The organism is Hylemonella sp. W303a (assembly GCF_046452315.1).
Lineage (GTDB): Bacteria > Pseudomonadota > Gammaproteobacteria > Burkholderiales > Burkholderiaceae_C > Hylemonella.
Genome location: NZ_JBKFDG010000002.1, coordinates 44,342 through 58,942, shown reverse-complemented (window position 1 = coordinate 58,942; position 14,601 = coordinate 44,342). Strand labels below are relative to the sequence as shown.

General features: G+C 66.7%; 12 protein-coding genes. 10 read left to right on the top strand and 2 right to left on the bottom strand.

The window, feature by feature from the left end:
- Window positions 1-29: 29 nt before the first annotated feature.
- Window positions 30-953: a LysR substrate-binding domain-containing protein gene (locus ACLBKS_RS03930; RefSeq protein WP_410191500.1), complete on the bottom strand. Its 924-nt coding sequence runs from the start codon at window positions 951-953 to the stop codon at window positions 30-32.
- A gap of 155 nt (window positions 954-1,108) precedes the next feature.
- Between ACLBKS_RS03930 and ACLBKS_RS03925 the strand changes: the two genes are divergently transcribed.
- The 8 genes from ACLBKS_RS03925 to ACLBKS_RS03890 all read left to right on the top strand — a co-directional run bounded on the left by ACLBKS_RS03925 (window position 1,109) and on the right by ACLBKS_RS03890 (window position 10,228).
- Entirely contained in the window at window positions 1,109-2,383 is a 1,275-nt protein-coding gene (locus ACLBKS_RS03925) for a GTP cyclohydrolase II (protein WP_410191499.1), read from the top strand.
- A 6-nt stretch (window positions 2,384-2,389) separates the two neighbouring features.
- Window positions 2,390-3,736 (top strand): URC4/urg3 family protein, encoded by a 1,347-nt coding sequence (locus ACLBKS_RS03920; protein ID WP_410191498.1) that lies wholly within the window; start codon window positions 2,390-2,392, stop codon window positions 3,734-3,736.
- A 22-nt stretch (window positions 3,737-3,758) separates the two neighbouring features.
- Window positions 3,759-4,409: a uracil phosphoribosyltransferase gene (upp, locus tag ACLBKS_RS03915; RefSeq protein ID WP_410191497.1), complete on the top strand. Its 651-nt coding sequence runs from the start codon at window positions 3,759-3,761 to the stop codon at window positions 4,407-4,409.
- Window positions 4,410-4,605: 196 nt separating this feature from the next.
- Window positions 4,606-5,601, top strand: coding sequence for a BMP family protein (locus ACLBKS_RS03910; RefSeq protein WP_410191496.1), 996 nt, complete (start codon window positions 4,606-4,608; stop codon window positions 5,599-5,601).
- A gap of 145 nt (window positions 5,602-5,746) precedes the next feature.
- Window positions 5,747-7,366, top strand: a complete 1,620-nt coding sequence (locus ACLBKS_RS03905) for an ABC transporter ATP-binding protein (RefSeq protein ID WP_410191495.1) — start codon at window positions 5,747-5,749, stop codon at window positions 7,364-7,366.
- Window positions 7,363-8,538: an ABC transporter permease gene (locus ACLBKS_RS03900; protein WP_410191494.1), complete on the top strand. Its 1,176-nt coding sequence runs from the start codon at window positions 7,363-7,365 to the stop codon at window positions 8,536-8,538. Before ACLBKS_RS03905 ends, ACLBKS_RS03900 begins: the two co-directional genes overlap by 4 nt.
- Window positions 8,539-8,540: 2 nt before the next feature.
- Window positions 8,541-9,464 carry an ABC transporter permease gene (locus tag ACLBKS_RS03895; protein WP_410191493.1) on the top strand — a complete coding sequence of 308 codons (924 nt, stop codon included), beginning with the start codon at window positions 8,541-8,543 and terminating at the stop codon, window positions 9,462-9,464.
- Window positions 9,461-10,228 carry a helix-turn-helix domain-containing protein gene (locus ACLBKS_RS03890; RefSeq protein ID WP_410191492.1) on the top strand — a complete coding sequence of 256 codons (768 nt, stop codon included), beginning with the start codon at window positions 9,461-9,463 and terminating at the stop codon, window positions 10,226-10,228. The genes ACLBKS_RS03895 and ACLBKS_RS03890 overlap by 4 nt, the downstream gene beginning before the upstream one ends.
- Before the next feature lie 103 nt (window positions 10,229-10,331).
- Here the strand turns inward: ACLBKS_RS03890 and ACLBKS_RS03885 are convergent, their stop codons facing one another.
- The gene (locus tag ACLBKS_RS03885) at window positions 10,332-10,727 is read right to left on the bottom strand and encodes a VOC family protein (RefSeq protein ID WP_410191491.1); all 396 of its coding nucleotides are present in this window, start codon (window positions 10,725-10,727) and stop codon (window positions 10,332-10,334) included.
- Between the two features lie 183 nt (window positions 10,728-10,910).
- On the opposite strand from ACLBKS_RS03885, the gene ACLBKS_RS03880 reads away from it, so the two are divergent.
- Window positions 10,911-12,200 (top strand): amidohydrolase family protein, encoded by a 1,290-nt coding sequence (locus tag ACLBKS_RS03880; protein ID WP_410191490.1) that lies wholly within the window; start codon window positions 10,911-10,913, stop codon window positions 12,198-12,200.
- A 253-nt stretch (window positions 12,201-12,453) separates the two neighbouring features.
- Window positions 12,454-14,583: a putative bifunctional diguanylate cyclase/phosphodiesterase gene (locus ACLBKS_RS03875; RefSeq protein ID WP_410191489.1), complete on the top strand. Its 2,130-nt coding sequence runs from the start codon at window positions 12,454-12,456 to the stop codon at window positions 14,581-14,583.
- Window positions 14,584-14,601: the final 18 nt, after the last annotated feature.

The following is a 14,601-nucleotide window of genomic DNA, read 5'->3' as shown; positions in this document are numbered from 1 at the left end:
TGCGACCCCGGTGGAGTGACTCGGCCGGCTCAGCGCGCCGTTTCGACGTGCAGGTGGCGCACGAACAGCTGGGCTGCAGCTGGCAGTGTGTCGAAATCGCGGGCGTACAGATTTAGTTCGCGCCGCGCCCAGTCGTCCTTGAGCGTCACGGCTTTGAGGTCCAAGTGCTTGCCCAAGGCCAGGTAGGCGCCCTCGGGCATGACGCCCAGGCCCAGACCGTTCTCGACCATGCGGCACAAGGCGCTCAGACTGTCCACTTCGATGGTGCGGCGCAACACCCGCCGCGCCAAGCCAGCTTCGCGCGCCAGCACCTGGCCAACGGTGCTGCTCTCGCGCAAGCCGATCTGTGGAAAGTCCAGGGCCCGTGCATAGTCCACGCTGGCCAAGCGTGCCAGGGTGTGTCCCTTGGGCACCACCAGCACCAGTTGCTCGCTGCGGTACGGCCGCACCGCCAAGCCCAGCACATCCTCGCTTTCGCCACAAATGCCCAGGTCGGCCGCGCCCTCGCGCACAGCCTGCGCCACGGCGCGGCTCGCGGCCTGGCGCAGCTCCACGCGCACGTCCGGGTGCCGACGCACGAAAACCGCCATGTCGGCGGGCAGGAACTGCTCCACGGCCGAGGCACTGGCGCACAGGCGCACATGACCGCGCACGCCGCTGGCGAACTCGTCCAGGTCCACGCGCAGATGCTCGGCGGCTGACAGGATGGCGTGCGCATGGCGCAACAGTTGCTCACCCAGCGGCGTGGGCTGCACGCCGCGGGCATGGCGCGTCAGCAAGGGCGCGCCAGCCAGTGCTTCGAGCTCCGCGATCCGCTTGCTCACCGCCGAGGCCACCATCTGCCCTTGGGCCGCCGCGCCCGCGATGCTGCCCCTCTCGCAGACCAGGCTGTAGAGGTCCAAGGTGCCCAGGTCTAGCTGGCGCAGGAAGCTGCGAGGAGAAAGGCGGGACATGAGGCCTGAAGGCGTCCGAGGATGATGCTTGCGCGGATCAGGGGCAGTTTAGCAAGCCATCGCGAAATGGAACGGCTGGCTGAAATTTCGGAACTTCCTTGGGCCATCGAAATTCCCCTAGCATGCCCGGCACGTTGTCTTTTTCCAGGCCGCCCATGACCATAGAAACTCCGAACCCGCCCCGCCATATCCGCCTGACCTCGCACAGCGGCGGCCAGAACGCGCCCGCCATCCACTGGGGTGCGGCCACGCCCGCCGAGCGGGGCCCCATCATCGGCACCACGGCCCAGCGTGAACGGCGCAACGTCATCGGCACGCACAGCGGCAGCTACAGCATCTACCGCGCCTTGGCCGTCGCGGCTGGCGCGCTATCGCCCAAGCACAAGGCCGACCTCACCAACACCGCGCCCACCGACGCCATCGGCCCCTACCCTCAGTGGTCTGAAGCGGGCAAGATCGTCAGCCTGGACCCCTGGGGCGCCCTGGTTGCCGACGTGTACGCGAAAGAAATCGCGGCGGGTGACGACATCCGCCCCACCATCGCCGTGACCAAGGCCCATGTGATCCTGCCCGAGGTCATCGAAGCGGTGCAAAAGGGGCGTCTGAAGCCTGATGGACACATCCTCACCCCCGATGGCGCGGCCTTGGTCACCAAGGCCGCCATCGAACCCGTGTGGTGGCTGCCGGGCGTGGCTGAGCGTTTCGGCTGCAGCTTGACCGATTTGCGGCGCGTGCTGTTCGAGGAAACAGGGGGCATGTACCCCGAACTCGTCACACGACCTGACCTCGATGTCTTCTTGCCCCCCATCGGCGGCCAGACCATCTACATCTTTGGGAATGCGCGCGATCTCGCAGACACGAACGTCGAGTTGACGGCGCGCGTGCACGACGAATGCAATGGCTCGGACGTGTTCGGCTCCGACATCTGCACCTGCCGCCCCTACCTCACGCACGCCATCGAGGAATGCATCCGCGGCGCGCAGCCCAAGGAAGCGGGCGGGCGCGGTGGCGTGGGGCTGATCGCGTATTCGCGCAAGGAAGGCCGCGCGCTGGGCGAAGTGACCAAGTTCCTCGTCTACAACGCGCGCAAGCGCCAGGTGGGGGGTGACACGGCGGACAAATACTTCCTGCGCACCGAGTGCGTGGCGGGCGTGCAGGACATGCGTTTCCAGGAGCTGATGCCCGACGTGCTGCACTGGCTGGGCATCCGCAAGATCCACCGCCTGGTCTCGATGAGCAACATGAAGTACGACGCCATCACGGGCGCGGGCATCGAAGTCGGCGAGCGCGTCAACATTCCCGACGAGTTGATCCCGGCCGACGCACAGGTGGAGATGCAGGCCAAGATGGCCGCTGGCTACTTCACGCCCGGTGAAGTGCCCGATGCGCAGGCCCTGAAAGCCACCCAGGGCCGGGGTCTGGGGGACTGACACAGCATGACCCTCTCCCAAGCAACACGCAGCCCGGGCACCTTGAGGGACGCGGCCGCTGCGGCGGACCCGTTGGATCAGCAAGCCGCCGATCTGCTGCGCGGCACCGACGCCGTGCGCACCCGTGCCCACGCCCTTCTGAGCCGGGCGCGGCAAGGTGAGTCCATCTGGTTCTCCGTGCACGATGAAGCGCTGGCCGAGACCGCCGCCCTGGTGGCCAAGGTCACGCGCGAACGCTACCCGGACCTGAACATCCCCTACCACAGCCGCTGGCGGCACTTCGAGGCAGGTGGCGTGAATCGCCTGGCCTGGCTGAACGCCCTGTTGGGTTCGGCGAGCCCGGCGGAAAAGGCACGAACCCACATCGACCTGGCGCTGGTGAGCGTGCTGCTGGATGCAGGCGCGGGGCCGGACTGGTCTTATCAGGAAGCGGGCGGCGGGCCTGGCAACGCACCCGCCGTTTATGCGCGCTCAGAAGGCCTGGGCGTGGCGAGCTTCCATGCCTTCATGGCGGGGCTCTTCTCCAGCGACCACGACCATCCCTTGCAAGCCGATGCCGTCGGATTGCAGCGTGTGACGGCCGAGACCCTGGGCGCCGCCTTCCAGGTGTCCGAGCGCAACCCCTTGGTTGGACTGGAAGGCCGCGCCGCCTTGCTGCGTCGCCTGGGCGAGGTCATGGCGGCCAACCCAGCCGTGTTCAATGCGCCGGTGAAGTCGGGCGCGGCGAGCATCTCCAGCGTCCCTGCATTCATGGCCCGCCCGGGCGGTCTGTTCGATCTGCTGATGACGCAGAAGAACGGCCAGGTCCAAGCCCATGACATCCTGAGCGCCCTGCTCGCGCACCTGTCCCCCATCTGGCCCGCGCAAAATCGCATCGGCGCCATCGCCCTGGGCGATTGCTGGCGGCACCCGGGTGTGGACGGTCCGGGACGCAGCCACGGTTGGATGCCTTTCCACAAGCTTTCGCAATGGCTCACCTATTCGCTGCTGGAGCCCTTTGAATGGGCCGGGGTCACCGTGACCGGACTGGATGCCTTGACCGGCCTGCCCGAGTACCGCAACGGCGGCTTGCTGTTGGACGCAGGCGTGCTTCAGCCCCGCGCCAGCGTGCCTACCAGCCGCGCCTGGCAAGCGGGGGATGAATTCATCGTCGAGTGGCGCGCCCTGACAGTGGCCTTGCTGGACGAACTGGCCCCGCGCGTGCGCGACGTGCTGGGCCTCACCCCAGCACAAATGCCGCTGGCCTGCGTGCTCGAGGGCGGAACCTGGGCAGCAGGCCGGGTACTGGCACGGCGCTTGCGGGAAGGTGGCACGCCACCGCTTAACATCGTGAGTGACGGCACCGTCTTTTAAGCATCAACGAGAGCACAGAACCATGAGCACGCCCAGCGCCCTTCCCGACAACGTTCACCTGATCACGCACCCCCTGGTCCAGCACAAGCTCACGCTGATGCGCAAGAAGGAGGCCAGCACCAACAGCTTTCGCCGCCTGTTGGGCGAACTGGCCAGCCTGATGGCCTACGAGGTCACGCGCGACATGCCCTTGCAGGACGTCGAGATTGAAACCCCGCTGGAAACCACCATCGGCAAGGTCATCGACGGCAAGAAGCTGGTCTTCGTCTCCATCTTGCGTGCTGGCAACGGCTTGCTGGATGGCATGCTCAACGTCGTGCCCGGCGCACGCGTGGGCCACATCGGCCTGTACCGCGACCCCAAGACCCTGGTGGCGGTGGAGTACTACTTCAAGATGCCCCAGAGCATGAACGAACGCGACATCGTCGTGGTCGACCCCATGCTGGCCACCGGCAACTCCGCCATCGCCGCGCTGGATCGACTGAAGGAACTCGGGCCCAAATCCATCAAGTTCGTCTGCCTGCTGACCTGCCCCGAAGGTGCCTCCGCCCTTCACGCAGCCCACCCCGACGTGCCGATCTACACCGCCGCCGTGGACCGCGAACTCAATGACCATGGCTACATCCTGCCGGGCCTGGGCGACGCGGGCGACCGGATCTACGGTACGAAATGACGATCACCCCCAGGCTGCGCTCTCGTCGTTCGCTGCGCCACCCCCCCCTGCCGGGGGCGCTCCCAGCAGCCTGGCAAAGCCAGCTCCGCGGGAGCCCGCGAACGGGCTTTGCAGCGCTGGCCCTGGGTACCTGCAGAGGCACTGTTTTTGCTTGTCTGTTCCCCGTTCATCCCTCTCTTTGATCAGGAGCATTTCCATGTCGTTGCATCGTCGTCCCCTGTTGATCGGCGTCGCGCTGGCCGCGCTGACCGCTGTCTTGTCCACTGCCGCTTACGCCCAAGCCAAGCTCAAAGTCGCTGCGGTCTACACCGTCCCCTTCGAGCAGCAATGGGTCAGCCGCATCCACAAGGCGCTCAAGGCCGCCGAAGCGCGCGGTGAGATTGAGTACAAAGCCAGCGAGAACGTGGCCAACGCCGATTACGAACGCGTGCTGCGTGAGTACGCCACGGCGGGCAACCAGTTGATCGTCGGTGAGATCTTTGGCGTCGAGACCGCGGGCCGCAAGGTCGCCAAGGACTTCCCGAAAACGTCCTTTCTCTTCGGCTCCTCGGGCAAGGCCCAGGCACCGAACATGTCGGTGTTCGACAACTACATCCAGGAGCCTGCCTACCTGACCGGCATGATCGCGGGCGGCATGACCAAGAGCAACAAGATTGGGCTCGTGGGCGGCTTCCCCATCCCTGAAGTCAACCGCCTGATGAACGCCTTCATGGAAGGCGCCAAGGAAGTGAACCCCAAGGTTGAATTCACGGTCAGCTTCATCAACAGCTGGTTCGATCCGCCCAAGGCCAAGGAAGCCGCTTTCGCGATGATCGACAAGGGCGCGGACGTGATGTACGCGGAGCGTTTCGGTGTTTCCGACGCGGCCAAGGAACGCAAGGTGCTGGCCATCGGCAATGTGATCAACACCCAGGCGGACTACCCGGACACGGTGGTCGCCTCCGCGCTCTGGCACATGGAGCCCAGCATCGACCGCGCGATCAAGCTGGTCAAGGAAGGCAAGTTCGCCGCCGAAGACTACGGCGTCTACTCGTACATGAAGCACAAGGGCAGCTCGCTCGCGCCTCTGGGCACTTTCGAGAAGAAAGTGCCCACCGAGCTTGCGGCCAAGGTCCGCGCCAAGGAAGCCGCCATCTACGCGGGCAAGTTCGAGGTCAAGGTCAACGACGCTCAGCCCAAATCCAGCAAATAAGCTCACCCCCAGGCTGCGCGCCTCTTTGGGCGCTACGCCACCCCCCCTTGCAAGGGGGCAACAGCAGCGGACCGGCAAAGCCGGCTCCGCGGTGTCCCCCGATTGATGACCGGTACATTCGGGCGTGTCGGCGTTGAACCTTCTCATGCAGCAAACATCGACCCCAGTCCTCCGTCTCTCCGGCATCAGCAAGCGTTTCGGCGCGTTGCTTGCGAACGACCGCATCTCGTTGGAGCTGAAGGCGGGCGAGGTGCTGGCCCTGCTCGGGGAGAACGGCGCCGGCAAGTCCACCCTCGTGTCCATCCTGTTTGGGCACTACGTGGCCGATGAGGGTCACGTTGAAGTTTTGGGCCAGCGCCTGCCACCTGGCAAGCCGCGGGCGGCCCTGACGGCGGGGATCGGCATGGTGCACCAGCACTTCACGCTGGCGGACAACTTGTCGGTGCTGGACAACGTGATGCTGGGCACCGAGCCCCTGTGGCGGCTGCGCACGCGCCGTGCGGCCGCGCGGCGCAAGCTGCTGGAGACGGCCGAGCGTTTCGGCCTGCCAGTGAACCCAGAGGCCCGTGTTGGCACGCTCTCGGTCGGTGAACGCCAGCGGGTCGAGATCCTCAAAGCCTTGGTGCGCGGCGCGCGCATTCTGATCCTGGACGAGCCGACGGCCGTGCTCACGCCCCAGGAAAGCGAGGCTCTGTTCGCGACGCTCGGGCAGATGGTCGCGCAAGGCCTGTCCATCGTGTTCATCAGCCACAAGCTGGGCGAGGTGCTGCGCGTGTCCCACCGCGTGGCCGTGCTGCGTGCGGGCAAGCTGGTGGCCGAAGCGCCGACGCGTGAGACCACTCAAGCTCAGCTTGCGTCATGGATGGTCGGGCGTGACGTCGAGATCGCGAGGCGGCGTCCGGCCGCCCGCCCGGCGGGTGCGGCGATCTGCGTGCTGGACCGGGTTCACAGCCAGGACGGATTGCGCGATGTTTCGCTGCGTTTGCAGGCCGGGGAGATCGTCGCGGTCGCGGGTGTGTCTGGCAACGGGCAGGCGGCCCTGGCCGACCTGTTGTGCGGCGTGGGCCGCGCGGACCGCGGCACGGTCACACTGCGAGGCCAAGCTCTGCGACCTGAGCCAGGCTGGCTGGTGCGCCAGGGCGTGGCTCGCATTCCCGAAGACCGGCATGCGGCGGGTGTGGTCGGTGACCTGCCCTTGTGGGAAAACGCCGTCTCGGAGCGGCTGCGCGCAAGCGGCTTCAGCTGGCGCAAGTTCTGGGTGCGCCGCGGCGCGGCGCGTGCCCATGCGCGGCGATTGATCGAAACCTACGACGTGCGGGGCGGCGGTCTGGACGTGCCGGCGCGCGCGCTGTCGGGCGGCAATATGCAAAAGCTCATCCTCGGGCGCGCCCTGCTTTTGCCCGATGGCTCCGCCCGTCGCCTCTGTGCCGGGCCGCTGCAAGATGAGATCACTCCCTCGACGCGCGGCGAACCCCACGCAGCAGGGAGCATGGAGTCGCCTGTGCTGATCGTCGCTCATCAGCCCACCTGGGGACTGGACATCGGCGCGGTGGCCTATGTCCACGATCAACTCATCGCCGCGCGCGACGCGGGCGCGGCCGTGCTGCTGATGTCCGACGATCTGGACGAGGTCCTGACCCTGGGTGACCGGGTGGCCGTGATGCACGCGGGCCAATTGAGTGCAGCGCGCGCGACCGAGGACTGGACGCGTGAAGCCATCGGCCTGGCCATGGCGGGTGTGAGCGAGGAGCGGGATCGGGCATGAGACTCGAAAAACGCGTACAGGCGTCGGTCCTTGCCCTGATGCTGGCCCCTTGCGCCGCCATCGCCGTCACCCTGGCCGTCAGCAGCCTGCTGGTGCTGTGGGCCGGTGCTCCGGTGGCGCAGACGTTTGGCTTGTTGTTTCAGGGCGCCTTCGGCTCGGTCTTCGCCTGGAGCGAAACCCTGACTCGGGCGATTCCGCTGATCTTGACCGGCCTGTCGGTCACCGTGGCCTTCAAGGCGCGGCTCTTCAACATCGGCGCGGAGGGGCAGCTCTACGCCGGGGCGCTCGCGGCCATCGCCGTGGGCGGGTTGCACGGCGGCACGGGCTTCGCGCTGTCGCTGTGGCTGCTGTTCCCGCTGATGTTGCTCGCCGCGGCGTTGGCGGGCGCCCTGCTGCTGCTCGGCCCCGCGCTCATGAAGAACAAGCTGGGGGTGGACGAGGTCGTCACCACCTTGCTGCTGAACTTCATCGTGCTGCTGGGCGTTTCTGCCTTGCTCGACGGTCCGATGAAAGACCCTCTCGCCCTGGGTTGGCCGCAGAGCGTCGCCTTGCAAGGCGACCTGGAATTGGCCAAGTTGATTCCCCAGACCCGTGTTCACACCGGACTGCTGCTCGGGCTGGCGCTGGCCGGTCTGACCTGGGCGTTTTTCAAGTACACGGTGCCCGGCTTCGACATCCGCGCCGTGGGGGCCAACCCGCGCGCCGCGGCCTTCGCGGGCGTGCGTGTCACGCGCACGGTGGTGCTGACCGCCCTGCTCTCGGGCGCGCTCGCGGGCCTGGCCGGAGCGATCGAGGTGGCGGGCCGCACCAGCTACGTCACGCTCGACATGTCACCCGGCTACGGCTACAGCGGCATCGTGATCGCCATGCTGGCGGGCCTGCACCCACTGGGCGTGGTGCTCGCTAGCCTGTTTGTCGCGGGCGTGCTGGTCGGCGCGGACAGCATGAGCCGCGCCATCGCCGTGCCCACCTACATCGCTGACGTGATCGTCGCGACTGCGCTGCTGGCCGTACTCGTCGCGGCACTGTTCACGCAGTACCGAATCCGCTGGAAAACGCGGAGCACCGTCGGGCCGTCCCAAGGCTCCCGAAGCGTCACCCCGAGCGAAGCGCAGGACCAGCCTGCGCGGGGGGGCAGCGATTCACTCGCCGTGCGGGAGCGTGGGGGCTGACCATGGACCTGCTGCTGAACCCAGACTTCTGGAGCGCGGTGCTGCGCATCGCCACCCCTCTCATCTTGGGCACCTTGGGTGTGCTGCTGTGCGAACGCGCGGGCGTGCTGAACTTGGGCATCGAGGGCATCCTGGTCGCGGGCGCCTTCACGGGCTGGCTCGCTGTCTACCTGGGCGCGCCGCTGTGGGGTGGGGTACTGGTGGCCGCGCTCACAGGCATGGCCTTGGGCCTGCTGCATGCCTTGCTCACCGTGGGTTTGGCGCTGTCGCAGCATGTCTCGGGCCTGGGCATCACCTTGCTGGCAACTGCATTGAGCTATTACGGTTACCGCGTCAGTTTTCCGCAGGTCAGCACCCCACCCACGGTGACGCCGTTTGGCCCGATGCAGGATTGGCCTCTGATCGGGCAGATTCCCGCGCTGTCCGCGCAAACGCCCCTGACCTTGCTCGCCCTGGCGCTCGTCCCAGTATTGGCCTACGGCTTGTACCGCACGCCCCTGGGCCTGGCGGTGCGCATGACCGGCGAGAACCCGCAAGCCGCCGAGGGCCAGGGCATCCCTGTGTTGGCGGTGCGCACGGGCGCCATCGTGATCGGCTCAGCGCTGATGGGCGTGGCGGGCTCATTCCTGACCCTGTCCGCGTTCAACGCCTTCTACTTCAACATGGTCAACGGACGCGGCTGGATCTGCGTGGCCCTGGTCGTGTTCGCGTCGTGGCGGCCTGGCAAGGCCTTGCTCGGAGCCCTGCTGTTCGCCTTCTTCGACGCCCTGCAACTGCGCCTGCAGCAGTCCGGTGACGCCTGGTTGCCCTACCAGCTCTACCTGATGCTGCCCTACGCCCTGTCCATCCTCGCGCTGGTGCTGGTGGCGCGCAGGGCGGCTTATCCTCAGGCCTTGATGAAGCCCTACCGCAAGGGAGAGCGATGAGCAGGGCCGACACGCAAGCCAGCGCCCTGCCCACCACCGTGCTGGCGCGTTGGCAGTTCACCGCGGTCGACGACCGCAGCACCACCGTGCTGCCGGACGGCTGCCGTGACCTGATCCTGAATGTCGACGCGCTCGGTCGGCCTCAATGGCATGTCTCTGCTTTGACCGATGCCACTGTCGATGTGCCAGGCCATGCGGGTGAACATTGGCTGGGCTACCGACTGCAGCCAGGCGCCCTCCTGAATGAAGACGGGCTGTTGCGGGCAATGCGCTCCATGAGGGCTTCTGGCCATGACGGGCTTGCGCAGCGTGGTCAGCGCAAGCTCTCGTCTGAGCCATGGTCTGGCACAAGTTGGCATCCCCCCGATTGGATGAATGCCGAACTGGAGCGTCGCGTGCTGGCAGCCTTGGAGGAGCACACGCGACTAGACCCCTGCGTGCAAGAAGCGCTGCACACCCTGGCGCACGCTCACAGCGTGCGGCACGCCGTCAAGGCGCTGGGCGTCTCGCAGCGGGGCCTGGAACGGCTGACGCAGCAGGCCACCGCGCGTCCGCCACGTTTCTGGCTGGCTTTGGCGCGGGTGCGCCGGGCGGTTCGCGACCTGGGCACCGCACGGCCCTTGGCGGAGATCGCGGCGGACCATGGTTACGCCGATCAGGCACATTTCAGCCGGGAGTGTCGGCGTTGGCTGGGGCAATCCCCGTCGATGCTACGCCGTCACCCGCTAGGACTGATGACCGCGACCGAGGCCGGCTATGGCTGAAGCTAAGGCTGAGGCGGTGTTCTGGCACTACGGCGCCCCGCGTGAACAAGTCCCTGGACTGGGCTACAGACAGGGTCTTGGGCCGTGGTGTCCCAGTGCCGCGTCAAACAGCCGCTGGAGGGGCCATGGGTGTGCACAACTCGACCAAAATGCCATTCAGGTCGGCCACATAAGCCATGGTCTGCCCCCAGGGCATGCGCTGCGGCGCTTGCACCAGGCGCGCGCCAGCGTCGACGGCACGCCGCACGGCGGCAGCGACGTCGGGCGTGGTGAACGCAATTTCGAAGCTGGGCGCGTCGGCCGAGGCTGGCTGGGGGTTCTTGCCCAGCTCCCTCATCAGACGCAGGGACGAGAACGCCAGGGCGGTCGCACCGGTTTCGATCTCGCCATAGTCGCCCGCCTCATGCAGGAAGCGGCGAGTCAAGCCAAAAGCGGCCTCGTAGAAATCCAAGGTTCTGGGGACGTCTTCCACATAGAGAATGGTGTAGCCGAATTGCATGATGTTGGCTTTCGCAAAAAAATCTGGGCCCACGCGCTGACGCGAAGGATGAGCCCGCCGAGATTGGCGCCGTTCGCACCCCGTTCGCACCCCGTTGGCATGTGAGAAATGAGTGTGAACAGGCCCTAGCTTAGGCGCTTGCCGCCCACGCGTCTTGAACAAACCCGACAACGGACACCCGCCATGCTTGATCTGCTCATCACCCACGCCCGTTTGCCCGATGGGCGACAGAACGTCTCCGTTGCCGTGCACGACGGCAAGATCGTCGAGGTCAGCGAGGGGCTCAGCGCCGTCCAGGCGCCCGCGCATGAGACCGTGGACGCCGCGGGCTGGTTGCTGTCGCCGCCCTTCGTGGACCCGCATTTCCACATGGACGCCACGCTGTCTTATGGCCTGCCGCGTGTCAACGCCAGTGGAACGCTGCTGGAGGGCATCGCCCTCTGGGGCGAACTCAAGCCCCTGTTGACCGAGGAGGCCCTGGTCGAGCGCGCGCTGGCTTACTGCGATTGGGCGGTGGCGCGCGGCCTGCTGGCCATCCGCAGCCACGTCGACACCAGCGACCCCAGCCTGCTGCCCGTGCGTGCGATGCTGGAAGTCAAGAAGCGCGTCGCGTCTTACCTGGACCTGCAGCTGGTGGCCTTCCCCCAGGACGGCGTGCTGCGGACCCCGGGAGGTTTGAACAACCTTCGACGGGCGCTCGACTTGGGCGTGGACGTGGTGGGTGGCATCCCGCATTTCGAGCGCACCATGGCCGATGGCGCGGCCAGCGTGAAACTGCTGTGCGAACTCGCCGCCGAGCGCGGCCTGCTGGTGGACATGCACTGCGACGAGTCGGACGACCCGCTGTCACGGCACATCGAGACCCTGGCCTACGAGACCCATCGCCTGGGTCTGCAAGGCCGCGTGAACGGCTCGCACCTGACCTCCATGCACAGCATGGACAACTACTACGTGAGCAAGCTGATTCCGCTGATCGCGCAAAGCGGGGTGAGCGCGGTGGCCAATCCCTTGATCAACATCACGCTGCAAGGCCGACACGACAGCTATCCCAAACGACGCGGCATGACCCGCGTCCCCGAGCTGATGGCCGCGGGCGTGACCGTGGCCTTTGGCCACGACTGTGTGATGGACCCCTGGTATTCCTTGGGCAGCGCCGACATGCTGGATGTCGCCCACATGGGCCTGCACGTGGCGCAGATGACCAGCCAGGAGGGCATGCGCGCCTGCTTCGACGCGGTGACCGCGAACGCCGCCCGGGTCTTGCACCTGAGCGACTACGGGCTGGCGCCGGGGTGCGACGCCAGCTTCGTGCTGCTGCAGGCACGCGACGTGATCGAGGCCATCCGCCTGCGCCCCGCCCGTCTCGGTGTTTGGCGCAAGGGCGTGCTGCTGGCCCGCACGCCGGAGCAACTTTCCAGCCTGACCCTGCCTGGCCGCGGGCCCACGACGCTGTCGCCCGGTCTGCGCGCCTGAATGCGCCTTAACACGCGTGTCCAAGCTCGGTGCCCAACGCGGCGTTCCGGGTGCTGGCCGGAACGCGGGGCTCTTTGTTGACTTGTCGTGAAATATTCACGGTCCTGAGTGTTCGCACCCTCAATCGGCGCATTCACGTGAGCGGGCTTGGATGCGCGGCGCTGATGAGTGCACAATCCGACAGCGCTGTCCATACAGGCGCGTACCGGGCGTTTTCGCCTGGAGTTTTTCCTGCTTCGCTTGCGGTTTTTCCATGGTCCCCTCGCCTGATCTGCTCATGCCCAGCTACGACCCCTGGGTCGTGGCGCTGTCCTACCTGATCGCGAGCTTTGCCTCCTACACCGCGCTGGATCTGGCGCGCCGCGTGCGCACGCCCCACCTCTCGGTGGCGCGAGGCTGGTGGCTCAGCGGCACCATCGTCATGGGCACCGGCATCTGGGCCATGCATTTCGTGGGCATGCTGGCCATGGACCTGCCCATCACCATCGGCTACGACTACGCCATCACCTGCCTGTCCTGGCTGGCCGCGGTGGCGGCTTCGGGCGTGGCGCTGCACATCGCCAGCGATCCCGTTCTCAGTTGGGGGCGGGTGACACGCGGCGCCTTGATCATGGGCGGCGGCATCTGCGCCATGCACTACCTGGGCATGCAAGCGCTGGTCATGGCACCACCCATCCAGTGGTCGGTGCTCTGGGTGACGATCTCCATCGTGATCGCGATCGGCGCCTCGGCAGCATCCCTGCTGATCTTCTTTGGCCTGCGCAAGCTGCAAGGGCGGGCTGCCTTCTTGGGGCAAGTCGGTGCCGCCTTGCTGATGGGCTTGGCAATCTTCGGCATGCACTACAGCGGCATGGCGGCGGCGTCCTTTCCCGCAGGTGCCATCTGCCTGAGCGCTGACCAACTGGGCGGCATGGGACTGAGCGCAGTCATCGCCGCCGCCACGGGCGTGTTGCTGCTGCTGGCGACCATCACCTCGATGATCGACGCGCACATGCAAACCCAAACCGCGCTGCTGGCCGCCTCGCTCAAGAACAGCCACAACCAGCTCAAGGAGCAGTCGCTGCGCGACGGACTGACCGGGCTGCCCAACCGACGCATGCTGGACGAACGTCTGCGGCTGGCGGTCGAGCGCAGCGAACGCGACGGGCACAGCTTCGCCCTGCTCTTCGTGGACCTGGACGGGTTCAAGCCGGTCAACGATTCCTTTGGCCACCGCTTTGGCGACGACGTGCTGCGCGAGATAGCGCGTCGCTTGACGACTCAACTGCGCGCCATCGACGCCGTGGCGCGGGTGGGTGGTGATGAGTTCGTGATCCTGCTGGACAACCAGGGCGACGCCGATGCCATCGCGCGGATCGCGCGCCGCATCATCGACGATGTCTCCGCCGTGGTGCGCGGCGGCGACGAGGACAGCCCGCAGGAGGTGCGCCTATCCTGCTCCATCGGCATCGCCCGTTTCCCGCGTGACGGCGCGGCCGACCAGCTGCTCGTTCAAGCCGACGCGGCCATGCATGCGGCCAAGCGCGCGGGTGGCGCGCATTTCGTCTTCTACGAACCGCACATGAGTGCGCGGGCCAAGGAGCAGCTCGAACTGCAGCGCGACCTGCGCCAGGCCCTGGCACACGAGGGTGAACTCGAACTGCATTACCAGCCCAAGATCAGCGCGCGCGATGGCAGCCTCACTGGGGTCGAGGCGCTGACGCGTTGGCGCCACCCCCAACGCGGCCTGCTGGGGCCGGGCGTCTTCATCCCGGTGGCCGAACGGTTCGGCCTGATCAACGCCCTGGGCGACTGGGTGATTGAGCAGGCCTGCATCCAGGCCGTGGCATGGCGGGATCAGGGCCAGCCCTTGGCCGTGGCTGTCAACCTGTCGGTGCACCAGCTGCGCCAAGCCGACCTGGCCGAACGCACTGCGGAACTGCTGAAGAAACACGGGCTGGACCCCGCCTTGCTGAGTTTCGAGGTCACGGAATCCGTCGCGATGGAAGACACCGGGCACACGCTGCGCATCTTCGAGCAACTGGGCGAGATCGGCATCCAGCTGTCCATCGACGACTTCGGCACAGGTTATTCCAGCCTGTCCTACCTGCGCCAGCTGGACGCCGACCAGTTGAAAATCGACCAGAGTTTCGTGCGAGACCTGGAACACAGCGCGGACGCCCGCGCCATCGTGCAGGCCGTGGTCAGCCTGGCGCATGCGCTGGGACTCACCGTGGTGGCCGAAGGCGTGGAAACCGCGGGCCAGCGCGACATCCTCGCGGGCCTGGCGTGTGACGAGCTGCAAGGCTATTTCTACGCGCGCCCGATGCCCGCGACGGCGCTCGAGGATTGGCGCCAAACCCGTGGAGCACCGATGCCGGGAGACGCAGGCTCCCACCCTTGACCCTCTGACGCACTGAAC

Coding starts and splice junctions, on each gene's coding strand:
- ACLBKS_RS03930 (WP_410191500.1), bottom strand. CDS start 953: ATGTCCCGCCTTTCTCCTCGCAGCTTCCTGCGCCAGCTAGACCTGGGC.
- ACLBKS_RS03925 (WP_410191499.1), top strand. CDS start 1,109: ATGACCATAGAAACTCCGAACCCGCCCCGCCATATCCGCCTGACCTCG.
- ACLBKS_RS03920 (WP_410191498.1), top strand. CDS start 2,390: ATGACCCTCTCCCAAGCAACACGCAGCCCGGGCACCTTGAGGGACGCG.
- upp (WP_410191497.1), top strand. CDS start 3,759: ATGAGCACGCCCAGCGCCCTTCCCGACAACGTTCACCTGATCACGCAC.
- ACLBKS_RS03910 (WP_410191496.1), top strand. CDS start 4,606: ATGTCGTTGCATCGTCGTCCCCTGTTGATCGGCGTCGCGCTGGCCGCG.
- ACLBKS_RS03905 (WP_410191495.1), top strand. CDS start 5,747: ATGCAGCAAACATCGACCCCAGTCCTCCGTCTCTCCGGCATCAGCAAG.
- ACLBKS_RS03900 (WP_410191494.1), top strand. CDS start 7,363: ATGAGACTCGAAAAACGCGTACAGGCGTCGGTCCTTGCCCTGATGCTG.
- ACLBKS_RS03895 (WP_410191493.1), top strand. CDS start 8,541: ATGGACCTGCTGCTGAACCCAGACTTCTGGAGCGCGGTGCTGCGCATC.
- ACLBKS_RS03890 (WP_410191492.1), top strand. CDS start 9,461: ATGAGCAGGGCCGACACGCAAGCCAGCGCCCTGCCCACCACCGTGCTG.
- ACLBKS_RS03885 (WP_410191491.1), bottom strand. CDS start 10,727: ATGCAATTCGGCTACACCATTCTCTATGTGGAAGACGTCCCCAGAACC.
- ACLBKS_RS03880 (WP_410191490.1), top strand. CDS start 10,911: ATGCTTGATCTGCTCATCACCCACGCCCGTTTGCCCGATGGGCGACAG.
- ACLBKS_RS03875 (WP_410191489.1), top strand. CDS start 12,454: ATGGTCCCCTCGCCTGATCTGCTCATGCCCAGCTACGACCCCTGGGTC.